Source organism: Micromonospora sp. NBC_00898, from assembly GCF_045207895.1.
Classification (GTDB): domain Bacteria; phylum Actinomycetota; class Actinomycetes; order Mycobacteriales; family Micromonosporaceae; genus Micromonospora.
Genome location: NZ_CP108775.1, coordinates 378380 through 393295 on the forward strand (window position 1 = coordinate 378380; position 14916 = coordinate 393295).

Annotated in this window: 10 protein-coding genes; 4 read left to right on the forward strand and 6 right to left on the reverse strand. The window is 77.6% G+C overall.

Annotated elements, in window-relative coordinates:
* The 4 genes from OG799_RS01835 to OG799_RS01850 all read right to left on the reverse strand — a co-directional run bounded on the left by OG799_RS01835 (position 1) and on the right by OG799_RS01850 (position 6081).
* The gene (locus tag OG799_RS01835; protein WP_406042425.1) at positions 1-1293 is read right to left on the reverse strand and encodes a DUF2314 domain-containing protein; all 1293 of its coding nucleotides are present in this window, start codon (positions 1291-1293) and stop codon (positions 1-3) included.
* A 64-nt stretch (positions 1294-1357) separates the two neighbouring features.
* Complete coding sequence (locus OG799_RS01840; protein WP_406042427.1) at positions 1358-2131, reverse strand: adenosylcobinamide-GDP ribazoletransferase; 774 nt, start codon at positions 2129-2131, stop codon at positions 1358-1360.
* On the reverse strand, positions 2121-4073 hold the full coding sequence (locus tag OG799_RS01845) for a bifunctional adenosylcobinamide kinase/adenosylcobinamide-phosphate guanylyltransferase (protein ID WP_406042429.1): 1953 nt from the start codon (positions 4071-4073) through the stop codon (positions 2121-2123). Before OG799_RS01845 ends, OG799_RS01840 begins: the two co-directional genes overlap by 11 nt.
* A gap of 73 nt (positions 4074-4146) precedes the next feature.
* The gene (locus OG799_RS01850) at positions 4147-6081 is read right to left on the reverse strand and encodes a protein kinase domain-containing protein (RefSeq protein ID WP_406042431.1); all 1935 of its coding nucleotides are present in this window, start codon (positions 6079-6081) and stop codon (positions 4147-4149) included.
* A gap of 148 nt (positions 6082-6229) precedes the next feature.
* Between OG799_RS01850 and OG799_RS01855 the strand changes: the two genes are divergently transcribed.
* Both OG799_RS01855 and OG799_RS01860 read left to right on the forward strand, forming a co-directional pair.
* On the forward strand, positions 6230-6430 hold the full coding sequence (locus OG799_RS01855; protein ID WP_406042433.1) for a hypothetical protein: 201 nt from the start codon (positions 6230-6232) through the stop codon (positions 6428-6430).
* Positions 6427-7224, forward strand: a complete 798-nt coding sequence (locus OG799_RS01860) for a site-2 protease family protein (protein ID WP_406042435.1) — start codon at positions 6427-6429, stop codon at positions 7222-7224. Before OG799_RS01855 ends, OG799_RS01860 begins: the two co-directional genes overlap by 4 nt.
* Positions 7225-7361: 137 nt before the next feature.
* On the opposite strand, the gene OG799_RS01865 is transcribed toward OG799_RS01860, so the two are convergent.
* Both OG799_RS01865 and OG799_RS01870 read right to left on the reverse strand, forming a co-directional pair.
* Positions 7362-8360, reverse strand: coding sequence for an aldo/keto reductase family protein (locus tag OG799_RS01865; protein ID WP_406042437.1), 999 nt, complete (start codon positions 8358-8360; stop codon positions 7362-7364).
* A 196-nt stretch (positions 8361-8556) separates the two neighbouring features.
* Complete coding sequence (locus OG799_RS01870) at positions 8557-13086, reverse strand: WG repeat-containing protein (RefSeq protein WP_406042439.1); 4530 nt, start codon at positions 13084-13086, stop codon at positions 8557-8559.
* A 161-nt stretch (positions 13087-13247) separates the two neighbouring features.
* Here OG799_RS01870 and OG799_RS01875 point away from each other — a divergent pair, with 161 nt between their 5' ends.
* Both OG799_RS01875 and OG799_RS01880 read left to right on the forward strand, forming a co-directional pair.
* The gene (locus tag OG799_RS01875) at positions 13248-14099 is read left to right on the forward strand and encodes an ABC transporter permease (protein WP_406042441.1); all 852 of its coding nucleotides are present in this window, start codon (positions 13248-13250) and stop codon (positions 14097-14099) included.
* Positions 14092-14895: an ABC transporter permease gene (locus tag OG799_RS01880; RefSeq protein WP_406042443.1), complete on the forward strand. Its 804-nt coding sequence runs from the start codon at positions 14092-14094 to the stop codon at positions 14893-14895. Before OG799_RS01875 ends, OG799_RS01880 begins: the two co-directional genes overlap by 8 nt.
* Positions 14896-14916 lie beyond the last annotated feature (21 nt).

A 14916-nucleotide genomic window follows, 5' to 3' on the forward strand; every position in this document is an offset into this window, starting at 1 on the left:
TCAGTCGGCGGCGGGGGGTTCGCCGGCGTCGAGGACGGCCTGGGTCCAGCCGCCCTCGACGACGCCGGTGCCGTCGAGGACGGCCCAGTCGACGACGTCGGTGGCCTCGATCACCACGGGGGCGCCGATCCGCACCGTCGGGTCGGTGGCGGCGTCGCTGGCGCTGGCCCCGACGATCCGCTCCGGGGTCTCCCAGGAGGTCACCCCGGCCCAGACGAACTCGGGGCCTTCGTCGCCGGGGAGGCCGTACTTGACCACCAGCTGGGTCTCGGCGGGCAGTCGACCGGCCAGGAACCGGGTCCGGATCTCGCCCAGGCCGGCCCGCGCGGTGGCGATCGCCTTGCTCATCGCGTCGCCCGGGCGGGCGTACCGGACGTCCGGCTGGATGCCGGCGAAGAGCGTGGCGCAGGCGGCGGCGAAGTAGCGTCCGGCCGGCCCCGGGTGGCCGGGCGGCGGCTTGAGACTGAGGAACGAGTCGGCGTCCGGGTCCGTCGCCGGGTCCAGCTCCAGCCGCAGCAGCACCGGCGCCGTCGCCCCGTGCTGCTCCGGATTGCCGTACGCCACCGCGATGTCGTGCCCGGTCACCGTGGCCAGCACCGGAAGCTGCACGAACGCCGGCACCTCCTCGCCGGCCAGCCCGTCGGTCCAGTCCCGCAGCAGCCGCCGGGCGGCGCCGGTCATCACCGCGCCCCACGCCCGGGTGAGGTGGTCCGGCACCCCCTGCGCCTGCAACTCCAGCAGCCCGAACCGGCGCAGCCCCTTCGTGGTGAACCACAGCCCGTCGGCGTCGGAGGAGTACGGCACCAGCACCCAGTCGACCAGCCGGATCCGGCCCTGCTCGTCGGGGAGCGAGCGCAGCGCCGCCGCCGGATCGAGGAACTGCAGCCCGAACACGTCCACCACGTCGCTGCCGACGGTCTCGGCGATGCCGGCGGCCACGGCCCGGGCCGCCCACTCGTGCGCGGGCGGCCAGCCCGGCCGGTATTCCGCCTGGACCACCACCAGATGCGTCGCGGCGGCCAGCCGGGCCAGCTGGGGCTCGGTGGCGCCGAACGCGGTGAGCAGGTCCGGCGGCAGCTCCGGGAACTCACCGATCGGCCGGGTGTCCACGGTCATCAGCGGGCTGTCGAGCATCTGCTTCGCCAGCCCGTGCACCGGCTCGGCGAGCCGCCCCGCGAGGCCCTCCACCGCCGTCTTCGGGCTGACCTTCGGCAGCCCGGCGATGGGCACCAGGTAGGTCGCGTCGAGCGACTCCGGCACAGGTACGGGCAGGAAGTCGTCCGTGATGAGCATGCCGTCCCCCATCGACCGCGCCGGTGCTGTCGTCACGAACGCTACCCGGCCGGGCGGGCCACGCTCAGCCGGACAGCACCAGTCCCAGGTAGACCAGCGTGGTGACGATCTCCACGGTGGCGCCGAGCACGTCCCCGGTGACCCCGCCGAGCCGGCGTACCGCGTGCCGGAGCAACCCGACCGCGACGGCGAGGGCGGCGACGACGGCGAGCGGCCCCTGCCACGGGCGACCGGGCACGGCCGGCACCGCCAGCAGCGCCACGGCGGCCGTCCCGGCGGCCAGCGCGACCGGCCCCACCGTGCCGGCCACCAGTGCGCCGAGTCCGTCCGGCCGGGCGGCCGGGACGCCGCGCCGGCAGGCCACCGCGACGCCGAGTCGGCCCGCCGCGGTCGCGGCGACCACACCCGCGAACGCCGCCGACCAGGACCGCCCGGCCAGCTCCGCGAGCACCGCCGCCTGCACGAGCAGTACGACCACCAGCGCGACCACGCCGAACGGTCCCACGTCCGGCTTCTTCATGATCTCCAGCGCGGCGGCGCCCCGCCGGTACGACCCCAGCGCGTCCACGGTGTCGGCCAGCCCGTCCAGGTGCAGGCCCCGGGTGAGCAGCGCGCCGACGCCGACGGTGACCCCGGCGGCGACCAGCGGGGGAGCGAGCGCGACGGTCAGCAGCAGCACCGCCGCGAGGATCACGCCGAGCAGCGCGCCGACCGCCGGGGCGAGCGCCATCGCGGCGCCCGCCGCGGCCCGGTCGACCCGGCCGGCGCGCAGCGGCAGCGTGGTGAAGGTGGTGACCGCCAGGCGGATCCCGTCGGCGAGCCGCGACTCAGTCGGCACGCCGACCGGGGGAGTCCGGCACCGCGACCCGCTCGTCCGGCTCGGCGGTCGGGCCCGGCTCGGCGAACTCCGGCTCGACGGTGGTGGGTCCCGGCCCCGCCGGCTCCGGCTCGGCGAACTCCGGCCCGGTGGTGGTCGGCCCGGGCCCGGCCGGCTCCGGCTCGACGAAGTCCTCCTCGTCGTCCGGGTCGCCGCCCAGCGACGGGTGTACCGGCAGGGTGGCGGCCAGCGCCAGGGCCGAGCGCAGCAGTGGCAGCGTGGCCAGCGCGGTGGCCCCCTCGCCGAGGTCGAGCCGCAGGTCGAGCAGCGGGGTCAGGCCGAGCACGTCGGCGGCGAGCCGGACCCCCGGCTGGCCGCCGTGGTCGGGCAGCAGGCACCAGTGCCGGGCCTGCCCGGCCAGGTCCCGGCTGATCATGCCGGCGGCCACCCCGACCGGCCCGTCGAGCAGCACCGGCACCCGCCGGGCGGTCGCACCGAGCAGTACCCCGGTCGCCACGGCGATGTCGCCGCCGCCCAGCTCGGCCAGCACGTCCTTCGCGTCACGCGGCGAACGCCGGGTGCGGTGCAGCGCGTCGCGGACCGCCGCGCAGCGGGTCATCCACGCCGCGTCGTCGAACTCGCCGGCCTCGGTGACCACCCGGCCGAGCACGGCCGGCGGTTCCGCGCCGGCCGTCGCCGCGAGCACCGCCGCGGCGGCGGCCTCGGTGCCGGCACCGCACGCCGCCAGCACCAGCAGCTGTACGCCCGCGTCGGCGGCCTGCTCGGCCAGCCGCCAGCCGTACCGCAGCGCGGAGTCGACCTCGTCGGCGGTCAGCGCCGGCCCGTCCTCCATCGGCGCGGAGGTCGGTGCCTCGACCACCTGGAGCCCGGCGCCGCCCTCCCCGGCCAGCCGGGCCAGCGCGCCCCGGCCCGCGCGGGCCTGCCGGGCGCGGCGGGCGGACTCGCCGGGCACCGTGCCGGCGGCGGCCCCGCCCTCGTGGTCGCCGCGCAGCAGCAGCACCCGCACCGAGGCCCAGGGCGCCGGGGTGGCGGTGCCCTGGGTGGCGGCGGCGAAGCCGACCACCCGCTCCAGCACCCCCAGCCCGGCCCCGGTCACGTCCAGGGTGGCGAGGCGGTCGACGGCCTGCGGACCGGCGTAGTCGTCGGGCATCGGTAGTTCCATGCCGGGCTGGATGACCAGGCCGGTGGCGACCATCGGCAGGGCCATGGTCGGTGCGGCCCAGGCCGCGCTCTCCTCGACCGGCGCGGGGGCCGGCGCGGGTGACGTGGCCGGGGTGAACACCTCCGGCAGCTCGGCCTCCGGCGCCGCGGTGGGGCGGGTCGGCGTGGGCTGTGCGGGCGCGCCGGCCTGACCGGGGCCGGCCTGCGCGGGCACCGAGGCGGCCTGCGGGGCACCGCCCGGCTTCAGCCAGCTCGGCTGCCCGGCGACCACCAGCACCACCGCGTCGCAGGCGTCGGCGACCGCCCGGTTGGTCGCGCCCAGCGCGTCGGTGAACGCCCGGCCGAGCGGGGTGGTCGGCACCAGCGAGAGCCCGACCTCCGGGCTGACCAGCACGATCCGCGCGGCGCTGGCCCGGATCGCCGCCGCCAGTTCCTCGACCGTCGCGGTGTCGTCGGCCGGCTGGTGGGCCGGGTCGAGCAGGACGGTCACCCAGCCGCCGAGGTCGTCGACGAGCAGCGTCTCGTTCGGCCCGGCGGTGGCGACGACGTCGGCCAGCCGGCGCGGGTCGTCCGCGGTCTCCTCGGTCGTCCAGCTGCCCGGCCGCCGGGCCCGGTGGGCGGCCAGCCGGGTCGCCCACTCGGTGTCCTCCGGATCCCCCTCCGGCGCGGTGGCCACGTAGCGGACCGTCGGCGCGTCGGCGACCAGGGATTCCGCGTACTCGGACTTGCCGGACCGGATACCGCCGAGCACCAGGAGCGTGTTCCACCCGTCAACGGACATGCCCGTACCTTAAGGCCGTGCGGCGGGTCGCCGCCCGCCACCCCGTGCGCCGGCCGACGGGCGGACGCCGGGCTCAGCCGCAGTGCTCGAACGGGCTGCCGTAGCTGGCCCCGGCCACCGCGCCGCCCCACTTCACGCAGGCCCCCGCGGCGGCCGCCCGGACCGGGCCGGCGTAGTACTCGAACGCCCCGCTGTCGGTGCTGCGAGCCTTCCCCTGCACCTCCAGGTACGCCGAGACGGTGGTGGCCCGGCCGACGTCGGTGTCCTTCAGGGTGACCACGCAGTTGTAGCCGTTGCCGGCGTTGTAGAGCAGGTAGACCCGGCCCTTGCGGATCCCGCCCGCGGTCAACGCCGCCGAGTCGATCACCTGGTAGCCGCTGCCGCACGCCTGCCCGGCCGTGTACGGGTTGGGCTTCTCCGGGGCGCTCGTCGTGCCGGACGGCTTCGGCGACGCGGACGTGCCACCGGCCGGTTGGGTCGCCGCCGGGCCGGTCGTCGGGGCGGTCACCGGGTCCGTCGAGCTGGTCGGCGCGGCCGACGGGGACCGGGTGGCCCGGCCGGTCCGGCTCGGCGTCGCCGCCGGGGTGTCCCCGCTGGCCGCGGGGGCCGGCTGCCCCGGGCCGCCCGGCGCCGACTCGCCGGTCAGCGCGGCCCGGCGTTCCTGCTCCGGCCCGGCCGGCGGGCGCAGCGCCGCCACCGCGACCAGGGCGACCAGTACGACGCCCGCCGCGCCCGCCAGGGCCAGCTTCCGACGCGGCCGACCGCCCGCCGGCTCCTCCAGGGTCGGCGGTGCGCCGGGAGCGTCGTGGCCGTCCTGCCGCGGGCCGTACCCGCCGGGCCGCGGCCCGGCGGCGCCCGGCGGGTAGCCGCCGGGGTGGGCCGGCGGTGCGGAGATGGGCGCGCCGGCCCGGGGTGACGCGCCCGACTGGGCCCCGGGTCCGCCGGTGGGCTGACCGGGCGGCGGTCCCGCCGGCGCCCGGGTGGGGTGGGCGGCCGGAGCGGCCCCGTCGGTCCGCCCGGGCGCGGCCGGTCGCGACTCCCGGGGCGCGACGCCGGCCGGCGGCGGTCCGGTCGGCGTCGGGGTCGCCGGGTCGGGCGTCGGGAGCGCGGCGGGACCGGCCACGGCGGGGCCCGGCACCGCCCACGGCGGCCGGGGCGGCACCGGAACGCTGGCCAGCGTCGCGTCCCGGGCGTCCTGGGCGGCCTCGGCCATCGCGTACGCGGCCGGGTACCGGTCGGCGGGGCTCTTGGCCAACGCCCGGCGGACCACCTCCAGCACCGCCGGGGGAGTGCCCGCCGGCAGCGGCTCCGGCTCGTCCTGGACGTGCCGCAGCGCCACCTGGAGCGGGTTCTCGCCCTCGAACGGCGGGCGTCCGGCGAGGCAGTAGTAGGCGACCGCGCCGAGCGCGTACACGTCGGTGGCCGGCGACACCGGCTGGCCGGCCGCCTGCTCCGGCGACATGTAGGAGGCGGTGCCGAGCACCATGTGGGCGGCGGTGATCCCGGCCATGGTGGTGGACCGGGCGATGCCGAAGTCCACCAGCACCACGCTGCCGTCCCGCTTGACCAGCAGGTTGCCCGGCTTGACGTCGCGGTGGACGATCCCGGCGAGGTGGGCGGCGTGCAGGGCCTGGGCGGCCTGCGCCACCACCGACATGGTGGAGGCCGGGTCGAGCCGGCCGGCCCGGCGGACCCAGGTCACCAGCGGCTCGCCGTCGACGTACTCCATCACCAGGTAGCTGACCTGGCTGCCGTCGGCGAGCGTCGCCGAGCCGAAGTCGTGGACCTGCACGATGCCGGGGTGCCGCAGCGCGGCCATCATCCGCGCCTCGGCGTGGAAGCGGGTGGTGAACTCCGGGTCGGCGACCAGCGACGGCAGCAGCACCTTCACCGCGACCTCCCGGCCGAGCAGGGTGTCGGTGCACCGCCAGACGGCACCCATGCCACCGGTCGCGATGCGTTCGCTCAGCAGATAGCGGTCGCTGAGCACCACTCCTTGAGTCAGCACCGCGTCACCGTACCGGCCGGCGCCGATCCCGTTGATCCACCCGGTCGCCCGTCCGGACCGTGGTCGGCCGGGCCGGTCCGCGTCCGGCCGACTACGCTTGCGGGGGTTTACGTCCCAGGGGGACGACGGCGGCGAGGGGAGACGCGGCATGGCGTGGAGCTGGCGGTACGAGGGCACGGACGGCAAGCCGGTGGACGGACCGGCGGAGTCGTTCGCGAGTCAGGCGGACGCCGAGTCGTGGATCGGCCAGACCTGGCGGGAGCTCGCGGCGTCCGGCGTCACCTCCGTCGCGCTCGTCGAGGACGACCGGGTGGAGTACCGGATGAGCCTGCTTCCCCCGGCCGAATGATGGGCTACGACCGCCCCGGCGAGCCCCTGGTGCTCGGGGTGCCCCGGGCGGCGTTCCGACCCAGCCCGATCTTCCTCGCCCTGGTCGCGCTCTTCGTGACCAGCGGGGTGCTGGCCTGGCAGCGGTACGGCAACGTCCGGTTCGACGTGTTCCTCTTCGTGGTCTCGGGCTGGCTGGTCTCGCTCTGCCTGCACGAGTACGCCCACGCGGTGGTCGCGTACCGGGCCGGGGACCGGGACATCGCCCACCGGGGCTACCTGACGCTCAACCCGTTCAAGTACACCCACCCGCTGCTGTCGATCGTGCTGCCGGTGATCGTGGTGCTGCTCGGTGGCATCGGCCTGCCCGGCGGGGCGGTCTGGGTGGACCAGCGCGCCATCCCCGGCCGGCTGCGGGACAGCCTGGTCAGCCTGGCCGGCCCGGCCACCAACGTGCTGTTCACCCTGCTGCTGGTGGCGGCCCTGCGGATCGGCTTCGGCAGCGGCGGCTCGCTGGAGTTCTGGGCCGGGGTGGGTCTGCTGGCGTTCCTCCAGCTCACCGCCAGCGTGCTCAACCTGCTGCCGGTGCCCGGCCTGGACGGCGGCAACATGATCCAGCCGTGGCTGAGCCCGCAGCACCGCCGGACGTACGAACTGTTCGCCCCGTACGGCTTCATCCTGCTCTTCGCGCTGCTGTGGAGCCCGCGGATCGGCGGCTGGTTCTTCGGCGCCGTCTTCGCGATCGCCGACCTGCTCGGCCTGCCGCCCGGCTTCTACTCGCTCGGCCTCGACCTGCTCCGCTTCTGGCAGGGCTGACCCGCCCACCGGCAGCCGCCGCCCACCGGCAGCCGCCGCCCACCGGCAGCCGCCGCGCAGCGGCGGGGCGGCGTCGGCCGGGCGTACCCGGGACGGGGCCCGGGCCGGCGCGGACGCCGCGCCGGCCCGGGTGAGCGTCACGGCCGCTGTGCTGGGCTCTCGGTCTTCGCCGCGTCCCGCTCGGTGACCGGCTCGACGATCTCGTCGATCGCCTTGAGCAGGTCGGCGTCGAGCTTCACGCCGGCCGCCTTGACGTTGTCGTGCACCTGCTCGGGGCGGGACGCCCCGATGATCGCCGAGGAGACGTTCGGGTTCTGCAGCACCCAGGCGATGGCGAGCTGCGCCATGCTCAGCCCGGCCTGCTCGGCCAGCGGCTTGAGCCGCTGCACCCGGGTGAGCACGTCGTCGGTCATGAACCGGGCGATGAAGCCCGCGCCGGACTTCTCGTCGGTGGCCCGGGAGCCGGCCGGCGGCGGCTGACCCGGCAGGTACTTGCCGGAGAGCACGCCCTGGGCCATCGGCGACCAGACGATCTGGCCGACGCCCAGCTCCTCGCTGGTGGGGACGACCTCGGTCTCGATGACCCGCCACAGCATCGAGTACTGCGGCTGGTTGGAGACCAGCGGGATGCGCAGCTCGCGGGCGAGCTGGTGGGCCTCCCGGAGCTGCGACGCCTTCCACTCGGAGACACCGATGTAGTGCGCCTTGCCGGAGCGTACGACGTCGGCGAAGGCCTCCATCGTCTCCTCCAGCGGGGTGCTGTAGTCGTACCGGTGGGCCTGGTAGAGGTCCACGTGGTCGGTCTGCAGCCGACGCAGCGAGCCGTCGATCGACTCCATGATGTGCTTGCGGGACAGGCCGCGGTCGTTGCGGCCCGGGCCGGTCGGCCAGTAGACCTTGGTGAAGATCTCCAGCCCTTCGCGTCGCTCGCCCTTGAGCGCCCGCCCGAGGACCGCCTCGGCCTTGGTGCCGGCGTACACGTCGGCGGTGTCGAAGGTGGTGATGCCGGAGTCCAGGGCGGCGCGGACGCACGCGGTCGCGGCGTCCTCCTCGACCTGTGAGCCGTGGGTGATCCAGTTGCCGTACGAGATCTCGCTGACCATCAGGCCGGAACGGCCCAGGTGTCGGAATTCCATACCCTGACCCTAGTCCCGCCGTTCGGTGGTCAGCCGTCGGCGTGACCGGGTGTGACGCTCAGCCGGCCAGCAGGGCTCGCGCATCCGGGTCGCGAGCCAGTCGCGGAAGGTCTCCTCGGCCCAGCCGCAGCGGCACGCCGCCGCCCGCAACGGCATCGAGCTGCTGGGACCGCCCCCGCAGGCGTGACCCGTCCGGTCAGAGCACCGGGCTGGTGTCGGCGAGCAGCCGGTCGATCTCCGCGACCACGTCGGCGCGGCTCGGATGCACCGGGTCGATCAGCCGCTCGCCGTGCCGGTCCAGCGCGCCCCACCGCCCGGCGCCGTCGCCGACCAGGAAGGCGACCGAATGGATCACCAGCGCCCGGTACGCGGGCTCGACGACCACCCGGCCGGTCCGGTCCACCACTCCCCGACGGCCGGCCACCTCCACCACCGCCAGGCCCTCCTCGGTGAAGCCGTCCACGTACCGGCCGTCGGCCAGGGCGGTGGGGAAGCCGTGGTACCGGGTCGGGACGACGAGCTGACCGGCCCGGTCGACCGCGCCCCAACCGCCCCGGCGGACCGCCGCCAGGCCGCCCCGGAACGGGCGGACGTCCTCGAAGCCCGGCGGGACCTTCACCATGTTGGTCCGGTCGACCGCCATCCAGTTGCCCTTGCCGTCCATCGACACCCAGGCCAGGCCCGCCGAGAACGCCCCGACCGCCCGGTAGCCGTTGTTCGCCTCGATCAGGGCGGCCCCCGAGGTGTCAATCAGCGCCCACCGGGAGGCCTCCGGACGGCGTACCCAGGCCAGTCCCTCGTGGAACGGCTGCACCTCGGCGTACCGGTGGTCGATCACCAGGTCGCCCTCGGCGTCGGCGTACCCCCAGAGCTCCAGCTCCTCGTCGAAGGTCGGCGCCGGGGGCCGCTCGCCGCGCAGCATCGCGACGCGGTCGCGCGGCCACGGGCCGAACCCGCCGGCCGCGGCCCGCTCCCGGACCGCGTCCAGCGCCACCCCGGTACGCGCGACCAGCTCCGGGTCGGCACCCTGGCGCAGGTCCAGCGCTCGCTCGAAGTGGTGGCACGCCTCGATCAGCCGACCCTGGTCCAAGCAGGACCGGCCGGCGTGCTCGTGCAGCGCCGCGCGCAGCCGGTCGGGCAGCTCCGGCGAGTTCGCCTCGGCGAAGAGCCGGTCCGCCTCCGCGTGCTCGCCCCGCCAGCGCAGCACTTGGGCGAGCCGGGCCCGCGCCAACGCGGTCCGCCGCAACTCGCCGGTGGCCTCCGCGTACGTGACCGCGAGCCGACCGTCGGCGAGCGCGTCGTCCAGGTCGCCGAGGATCCGCGAGGCGACCGAGCGGAGGCTGAGCAGGCGGGCCCGGCTCCGGTTGTCGAGGGCGGTCCCCAGCTTGGCAGTGAGGCCGTCCCGGACGACCCGTAGCTCCGCCGGATCGGTCGCCTCCTCGCGCAGTGTCTCCGGGTCCAGCCGCCACCGGAACGCGGCCAGCGCCTGCTCCGGGTCCGGTGCCGGCGGCTCCGCCGGCTCTGCGGCCTCGGCGGTGGTGTCCGACTCCGGTGCCGGAGCGGCCGTCAGCGGTTCCGCGGGCGGCCCCGACACCGGGATCGCCGGCCCGGCCCCGGGCTGCGCCGACGTGTCGGCCGGTGCGGGCGCCTCCGAGGCGGGCTCTGCGGGCGTGGACGCCGATGCGGGCGGTGCCGAGACGGGCGCTGCGGACCCGGACGCCGGTGCGGGCGGTGCCGAGACGGGGACTGCCGGCGGCGCGGTCGACGGCGCGCCCGGTGGGGCGGAGACCGGCCGCACCGACGGCCCCGGCGCGGGGTGGCCCTCCGCGGCGGACACGGGGACGGACCCGGCCGACGTGCCGGCCGTCCCGGCATGCCGCCCGCCGGCCTGGGCCGGGGTGGGCGCCGGCGGGACCGGCCCGGACGCGGGCGGCGCGGAGATCGGCCGCGCGGGTGCCACCTGGGCCGAGTGGGCCGGTGGCGCACTGACCTGCTCGGCGGGCGGCGCGCTGACCTGCGCTGCCGGTGGGGCGCTGACCTGCCCGGCGGGTGGCGCGGGCTGGTACGCCGGTGGCGCGGAGGCGGGCCGGTACGCCGGTGGGGCGGACCGGGGCGGACCGGCGGGGTCCGGCTCGGCCCGCGGCGCGGGAACGGGCTGCTCCGCGGCGACCGTCGGCGTGGCCGGTTCGGAGGACGGCGTCGGGCGGCTCGGCCCGAACCACGCCTCGCCCTCCTCGACGGGACCGGGCGGAGCCGCCTGCGCGGCGTCGACGGGCACCGGGCCGGCCGGATCCTCCCGCTCCGCTGGCGGCGTGGCGGGCGGGGGCGTCGACCTCGGCGCCGACGGGACGGCCGGCGCGACCGGCTCGGCGACCGGTGGCGCGGACACCGGCGCCGGGAGGGCGGGCGGCGCCGACTCCGGTGCCGGCGGGGCGACCGGCCGGGCGGGCGGCGCGGACACCGGACTCGGCGGTGCGGAGACCGGCCGGGGCGCCGCGGGGATCCTCGTACCGTCCTCGGCCCGGGTGCCCGGCTCGTCCCGCCAGGGTCCGGCCGGGCCGGGGTACGCCGGCGGCGCCGGGCGGGCCTGCGCGTCGGCGTCGGGGTGCGTCCCGCTGTGCCGGCCCGCGGCCGGCCGCGTGGCCGCCCGGTCGTCGTCGGCGTCCGGGCCGGCGGGACCGTGCGTGCGCGCCGGCCCGGGGAGGAATTCCAGCCGCAGCCCGGCGGCCGGCGGCGCGGAGGTCGGCGTCGGCTCGTCCGGCGGGGCCGGCTGCGGGGCACGGTCGCGGGGGCGCGGCTGGTCCGCCGGCGAGACCGGGTACGCCGGCCCGCCTGACACCGGGGCGGCCGAGGTGGGCGCCACCGGCCGGTCGTCGGGCCGGGCCCGGGCGGCGGGCTCGACGGGTGGGCGTCGGCCGTCGTCGTGTCGGTTCGGCGGGGAGTCGACCGGCCGGCTCGGCGCCTCGTCGGGCCGGGTCCGGGCGGCCGGCTCCGCCGGAGGACGCCAACCGTCGGCCGGCCGGGCCGTGCCCCGCTCGGCCGGGTGGCCCTGCCGCTCCTCGGGGCGGTGGTACGCGGGACGGTCCTCCGGCCGGTGCCGGTCGTCGGGTCGAGGGGCACCCGACTCGGGGCGCCGGCCGTCGTACCGGGCAGTGGTCTCCCCGGCCGGGTGGCGCTGCCAGCCGTCCGGGTGCGGCCCGGCGGGCCGGCGCTCGTCCCGGCCGGGCGGCGCGGGGTCGGCCGGGCGAGCCGTCCGGTCGTCGGGGCCGGGCCGGCCCGTCGGTGCGGCCGGGGAGCGCGGCCCGTCGTCCGGCCGGTACCGGGCCGGCTCGGTCCGGCCCCGCTGCTCGGCGGGCCGCTCGTCGGACCATGGTCGGGGGTCGCCCTGGCGGCGAGGGAAGTCCGCCCGCTCGTCGACGGCGTCGGGCCGCGACCGGGGGTCGTCCTGGGGGCGGGCGCTGTCCCGCCGCTCGTCCGGAGTGACGGCGGCGGGCCGGCCGACGGGACGAGGGTCGCCGTGCTGTCCGGCCAGCCGGCCGGGCGCCGGGCGGTGCGGGTCCACGGTCGGCCGGCGCAGGCCGTCGCTCTCGGGCGCCGCAGGCGCGTCGCGGTAGGTCTCGGCCCGCGCGGCGACGTCCCGGCGCGGGTCGCGCTCCCGGGGCGGCGGGCCGTCGGAAGCCTGGTCCGGCCGGTCCGCGGGCCCACGCGGCGCGGCGGTCGGCCGCCCGTCGGCCGGCGGCGTGCCCCAGCGCCGCTCCGACCGCGTCGGCGCGTCGGGCCGCCGGTCGGCCGGGTGGGGCCGGCGCGGGAACTCGTCGGGCTCGGGCAGCCAGCCGGGTTCCGGTGCGGGGGAGACCGGCCGCTGGGCGCCGCCGTCGGGCGGGAGCGTGCGCCGGCCGGACTCCGGGCGTCCCCACGGCTGGTCGTGCCGGTCGCCGTGCCAGCCGGCGGCGCGGCCGCGGTCGACCGTCCACTCCGGCGCCCGCCGGTCGTACCGGCCGGGTCCGTGGTCGGCGCGCTCGCCGGGCTGCGCCGCGCCGCGCCGGTGGGCGTCGTCGCCGGTACGGCCGTCCTCGGCGCGTCCGTCCGGCCGGGGCCGCCGATAGGGGGCGTCCACGTCGTCGCGCCGGTCCGGCCAGGCCGGACGCTCGCGGCCGTCGGGCGTGCCGCGATGGTCGTCCCGACCGCGTCCGTCCGCCGCGCCGCGCCGCGCGTCCGGACCGGGGATCACCGGGTACGCGCCGCGCCGGTCACCGCCGCCGGGGCCCACGGGGTACGCGCCGCGCCGGTCGCCGGGGGCCGGGTCGACCGGGTGGGTGCCGCGCCGGTCACCGCCGCCCGGAACTACCGGGTACGCGCCGCGTCGGTCGTCCGGGGCCGCGCCGACCGGGTGGGTGCCGCGCCGGTCCTCAGGGGCGGGGCTGACGGGGTAGGTGCCGCGCCGGTCGCCGGGAGCCGGGCTGACCGGGTACGCGCCGCGTCGGTCGTCCGAGGCGGGGCTGACCGGGTGGGCGTCGTCGCGCGGGCCACCCGGGGCGGGGCTGACCGGCTGCACCTCGGCGCGCCCGACGACGGCGCGCCCGCGCGGGGCGGGCGGGGTCAGGTACTCGATGCCGATGTCGCCGGGGTAGCGCTGGCCCGGGAACTGGGGGTGCCACTCGGTGGTCGGTTCGGCGGCCCAGGCGGGCTCGGCCGGCTCGGGCCAGCGGTCGTAGCCGCCGCTCATCGGGGCACCCGGTCGCCGCCCGCGCGGCGCGGCCCCGGGGCCGGCTCGCGTCGCTCGCTCACGGCGGTGTCACCTCGTTGAAAATTGGCGCGCTGGGCACCCCACGCGCCGGTAGAGTCGCCCGGTCCAGCACGTCGGGGCTGCGGATGGAGGGTAGCGGCGTGGGCTCTGTCACCGCCACTGTGGCGCCGCCCACGGATGCAAACGTTACCCGATGGTTTCGGACATTTGGCGCGATAGTCGTGTCGGGCTTCCGGCGCCATGCCACCTACCGGCAGGCCGCCTTCGCCGGCGTGGTCACCAACACGGTCTTCGGCTTCCTGCGCTGCTACATCTTCCTCGCCGCGGTCGGCGCGGCCGGCACCGTCGCCGGGTACGACCGGGCGCAGCTGGCCACCTTCGTCTGGGCCGGGCAGGGCCTGCTGGCGGTGATCCTGCTCTGGGGCTGGACGGACCTGGCGGACCGGATCCGGACCGGGGAGGTCGCCAGCGACCTGCTCCGGCCGGTGCACCCGGTGACCAGTTACCTCGCCACCGACCTGGGCCGCGCGGGGTTCGCCGCGCTCTCCCGGCTACTGCCGCCGGTCCTGGTCGGCCCACTCTTCTTCGACGTGTACCTGCCGCGTCGCTGGGCCACCGTGCCGCTCTTCGTGCTCTCCGTGTTGATCGCCGTGGTGCTCTGCTTCGGCTGCCGGTTCCTGCTCAACGCCACCGCGTACTGGCTGCAGGACGTGCGGGGCGCGATGATCCTCTGGACGCTCAGCTCCGGGGTGCTCGCCGGGCTGTACTTCCCGCTGCGCTTCCTGCCCGGCTGGTTCCAGCACGCGCTCTGGTACGGCACCCCGTTCCCGAGCCTGCTCCAGACCCCGCTCGACGTGCTGGTCGAGCGGGAGCCGCCCCCGGCCCAGCTCGGGCTGGTGGGGCTGCAGGTCGGCTGGGCGGTGCTGATCCTCGCCGCCTGCCGGCTGGTGCAGCGCCGGGCCGAACGCCGGCTGGTGGTGCAGGGTGGCTGACCGGCTGGCCGCGTACCGGGCGTTGCTGGGGGCGCAGGCCCGGTCGCAGACCGCGTACCGGACCTCGTTCGTGGTGGACCTGGTCGGCAACGTCGGGGCGACCGTCTTCGACGTGGTCACCGTGCTGGTGCTCTTCGGGGTCACCCGGGAGCTGGGCGGGTTCACCCTGCGCGAGGCGCTGGTGATCGTCGGCCTCTCGTCGTTCGCGTTCGCCACCGCCGATCTGCTGGTCGGCAACATCGAGCGGCTGCCCCGGTACGTCCGCACCGGTCTCTTCGACGCGGTGCTGGTCCGCCCGCTGGGCGCGCTGCCCCAGCTGCTGCTGATGGACCTGCCGGTGCGCAAGGTGTCCCGCGCGGTCTTCGGCCTGGCCGTGCTGGTCGTGGCGGTCACCTCGGCCGGGATCGACTGGACGCCGGGCCGGTTGCTGCTGGTCGTGGTCGCCCCGCTCGCCGGGGTGGTCTTCTTCGGCGCGGTCTTCGTGACCACCGCGACGGTGTCGTTCTACTGGATCGACTCGGGCGAGCTGGCCAACTCGGTCACCTACGGCGGGCGGGACTTCACGTCCTACCCGGTCACCATCTACGGCGGCTGGTTCCGGACGCTCTTCGCGTACGGGATGGGCTTCGCCTTCGTCAGTTACCACCCGGCGCTGGCGCTGCTCGGCCGGCCCGACCCGCTCGGCCTGCCGGCCTGGGTCGGCTGGGCGTCGCCGGCGGTCGCGCTGGTCGCCGCCGCGGTCGCGGCCGCGGCCTGGCGGGTCGGGATCCGCCACTACCGGAGCACGGGGTCATGAGCCAGGTCGTCATCGTGCAGT

Bases quoted from the DNA above. Each gene is read 5' to 3' on its own strand.
- OG799_RS01855 (WP_406042433.1), top strand. From the start codon at position 6,230: ATGGCGTGGAGCTGGCGGTACGAGGGCACGGACGGCAAGCCGGTGGAC.
- OG799_RS01835 (WP_406042425.1), bottom strand. From the start codon at position 1,293: ATGCTCATCACGGACGACTTCCTGCCCGTACCTGTGCCGGAGTCGCTC.
- OG799_RS01870 (WP_406042439.1), bottom strand. From the start codon at position 13,086: ATGAGCGGCGGCTACGACCGCTGGCCCGAGCCGGCCGAGCCCGCCTGG.
- OG799_RS01860 (WP_406042435.1), top strand. From the start codon at position 6,427: ATGATGGGCTACGACCGCCCCGGCGAGCCCCTGGTGCTCGGGGTGCCC.
- OG799_RS01865 (WP_406042437.1), bottom strand. From the start codon at position 8,360: ATGGAATTCCGACACCTGGGCCGTTCCGGCCTGATGGTCAGCGAGATC.
- OG799_RS01845 (WP_406042429.1), bottom strand. From the start codon at position 4,073: ATGTCCGTTGACGGGTGGAACACGCTCCTGGTGCTCGGCGGTATCCGG.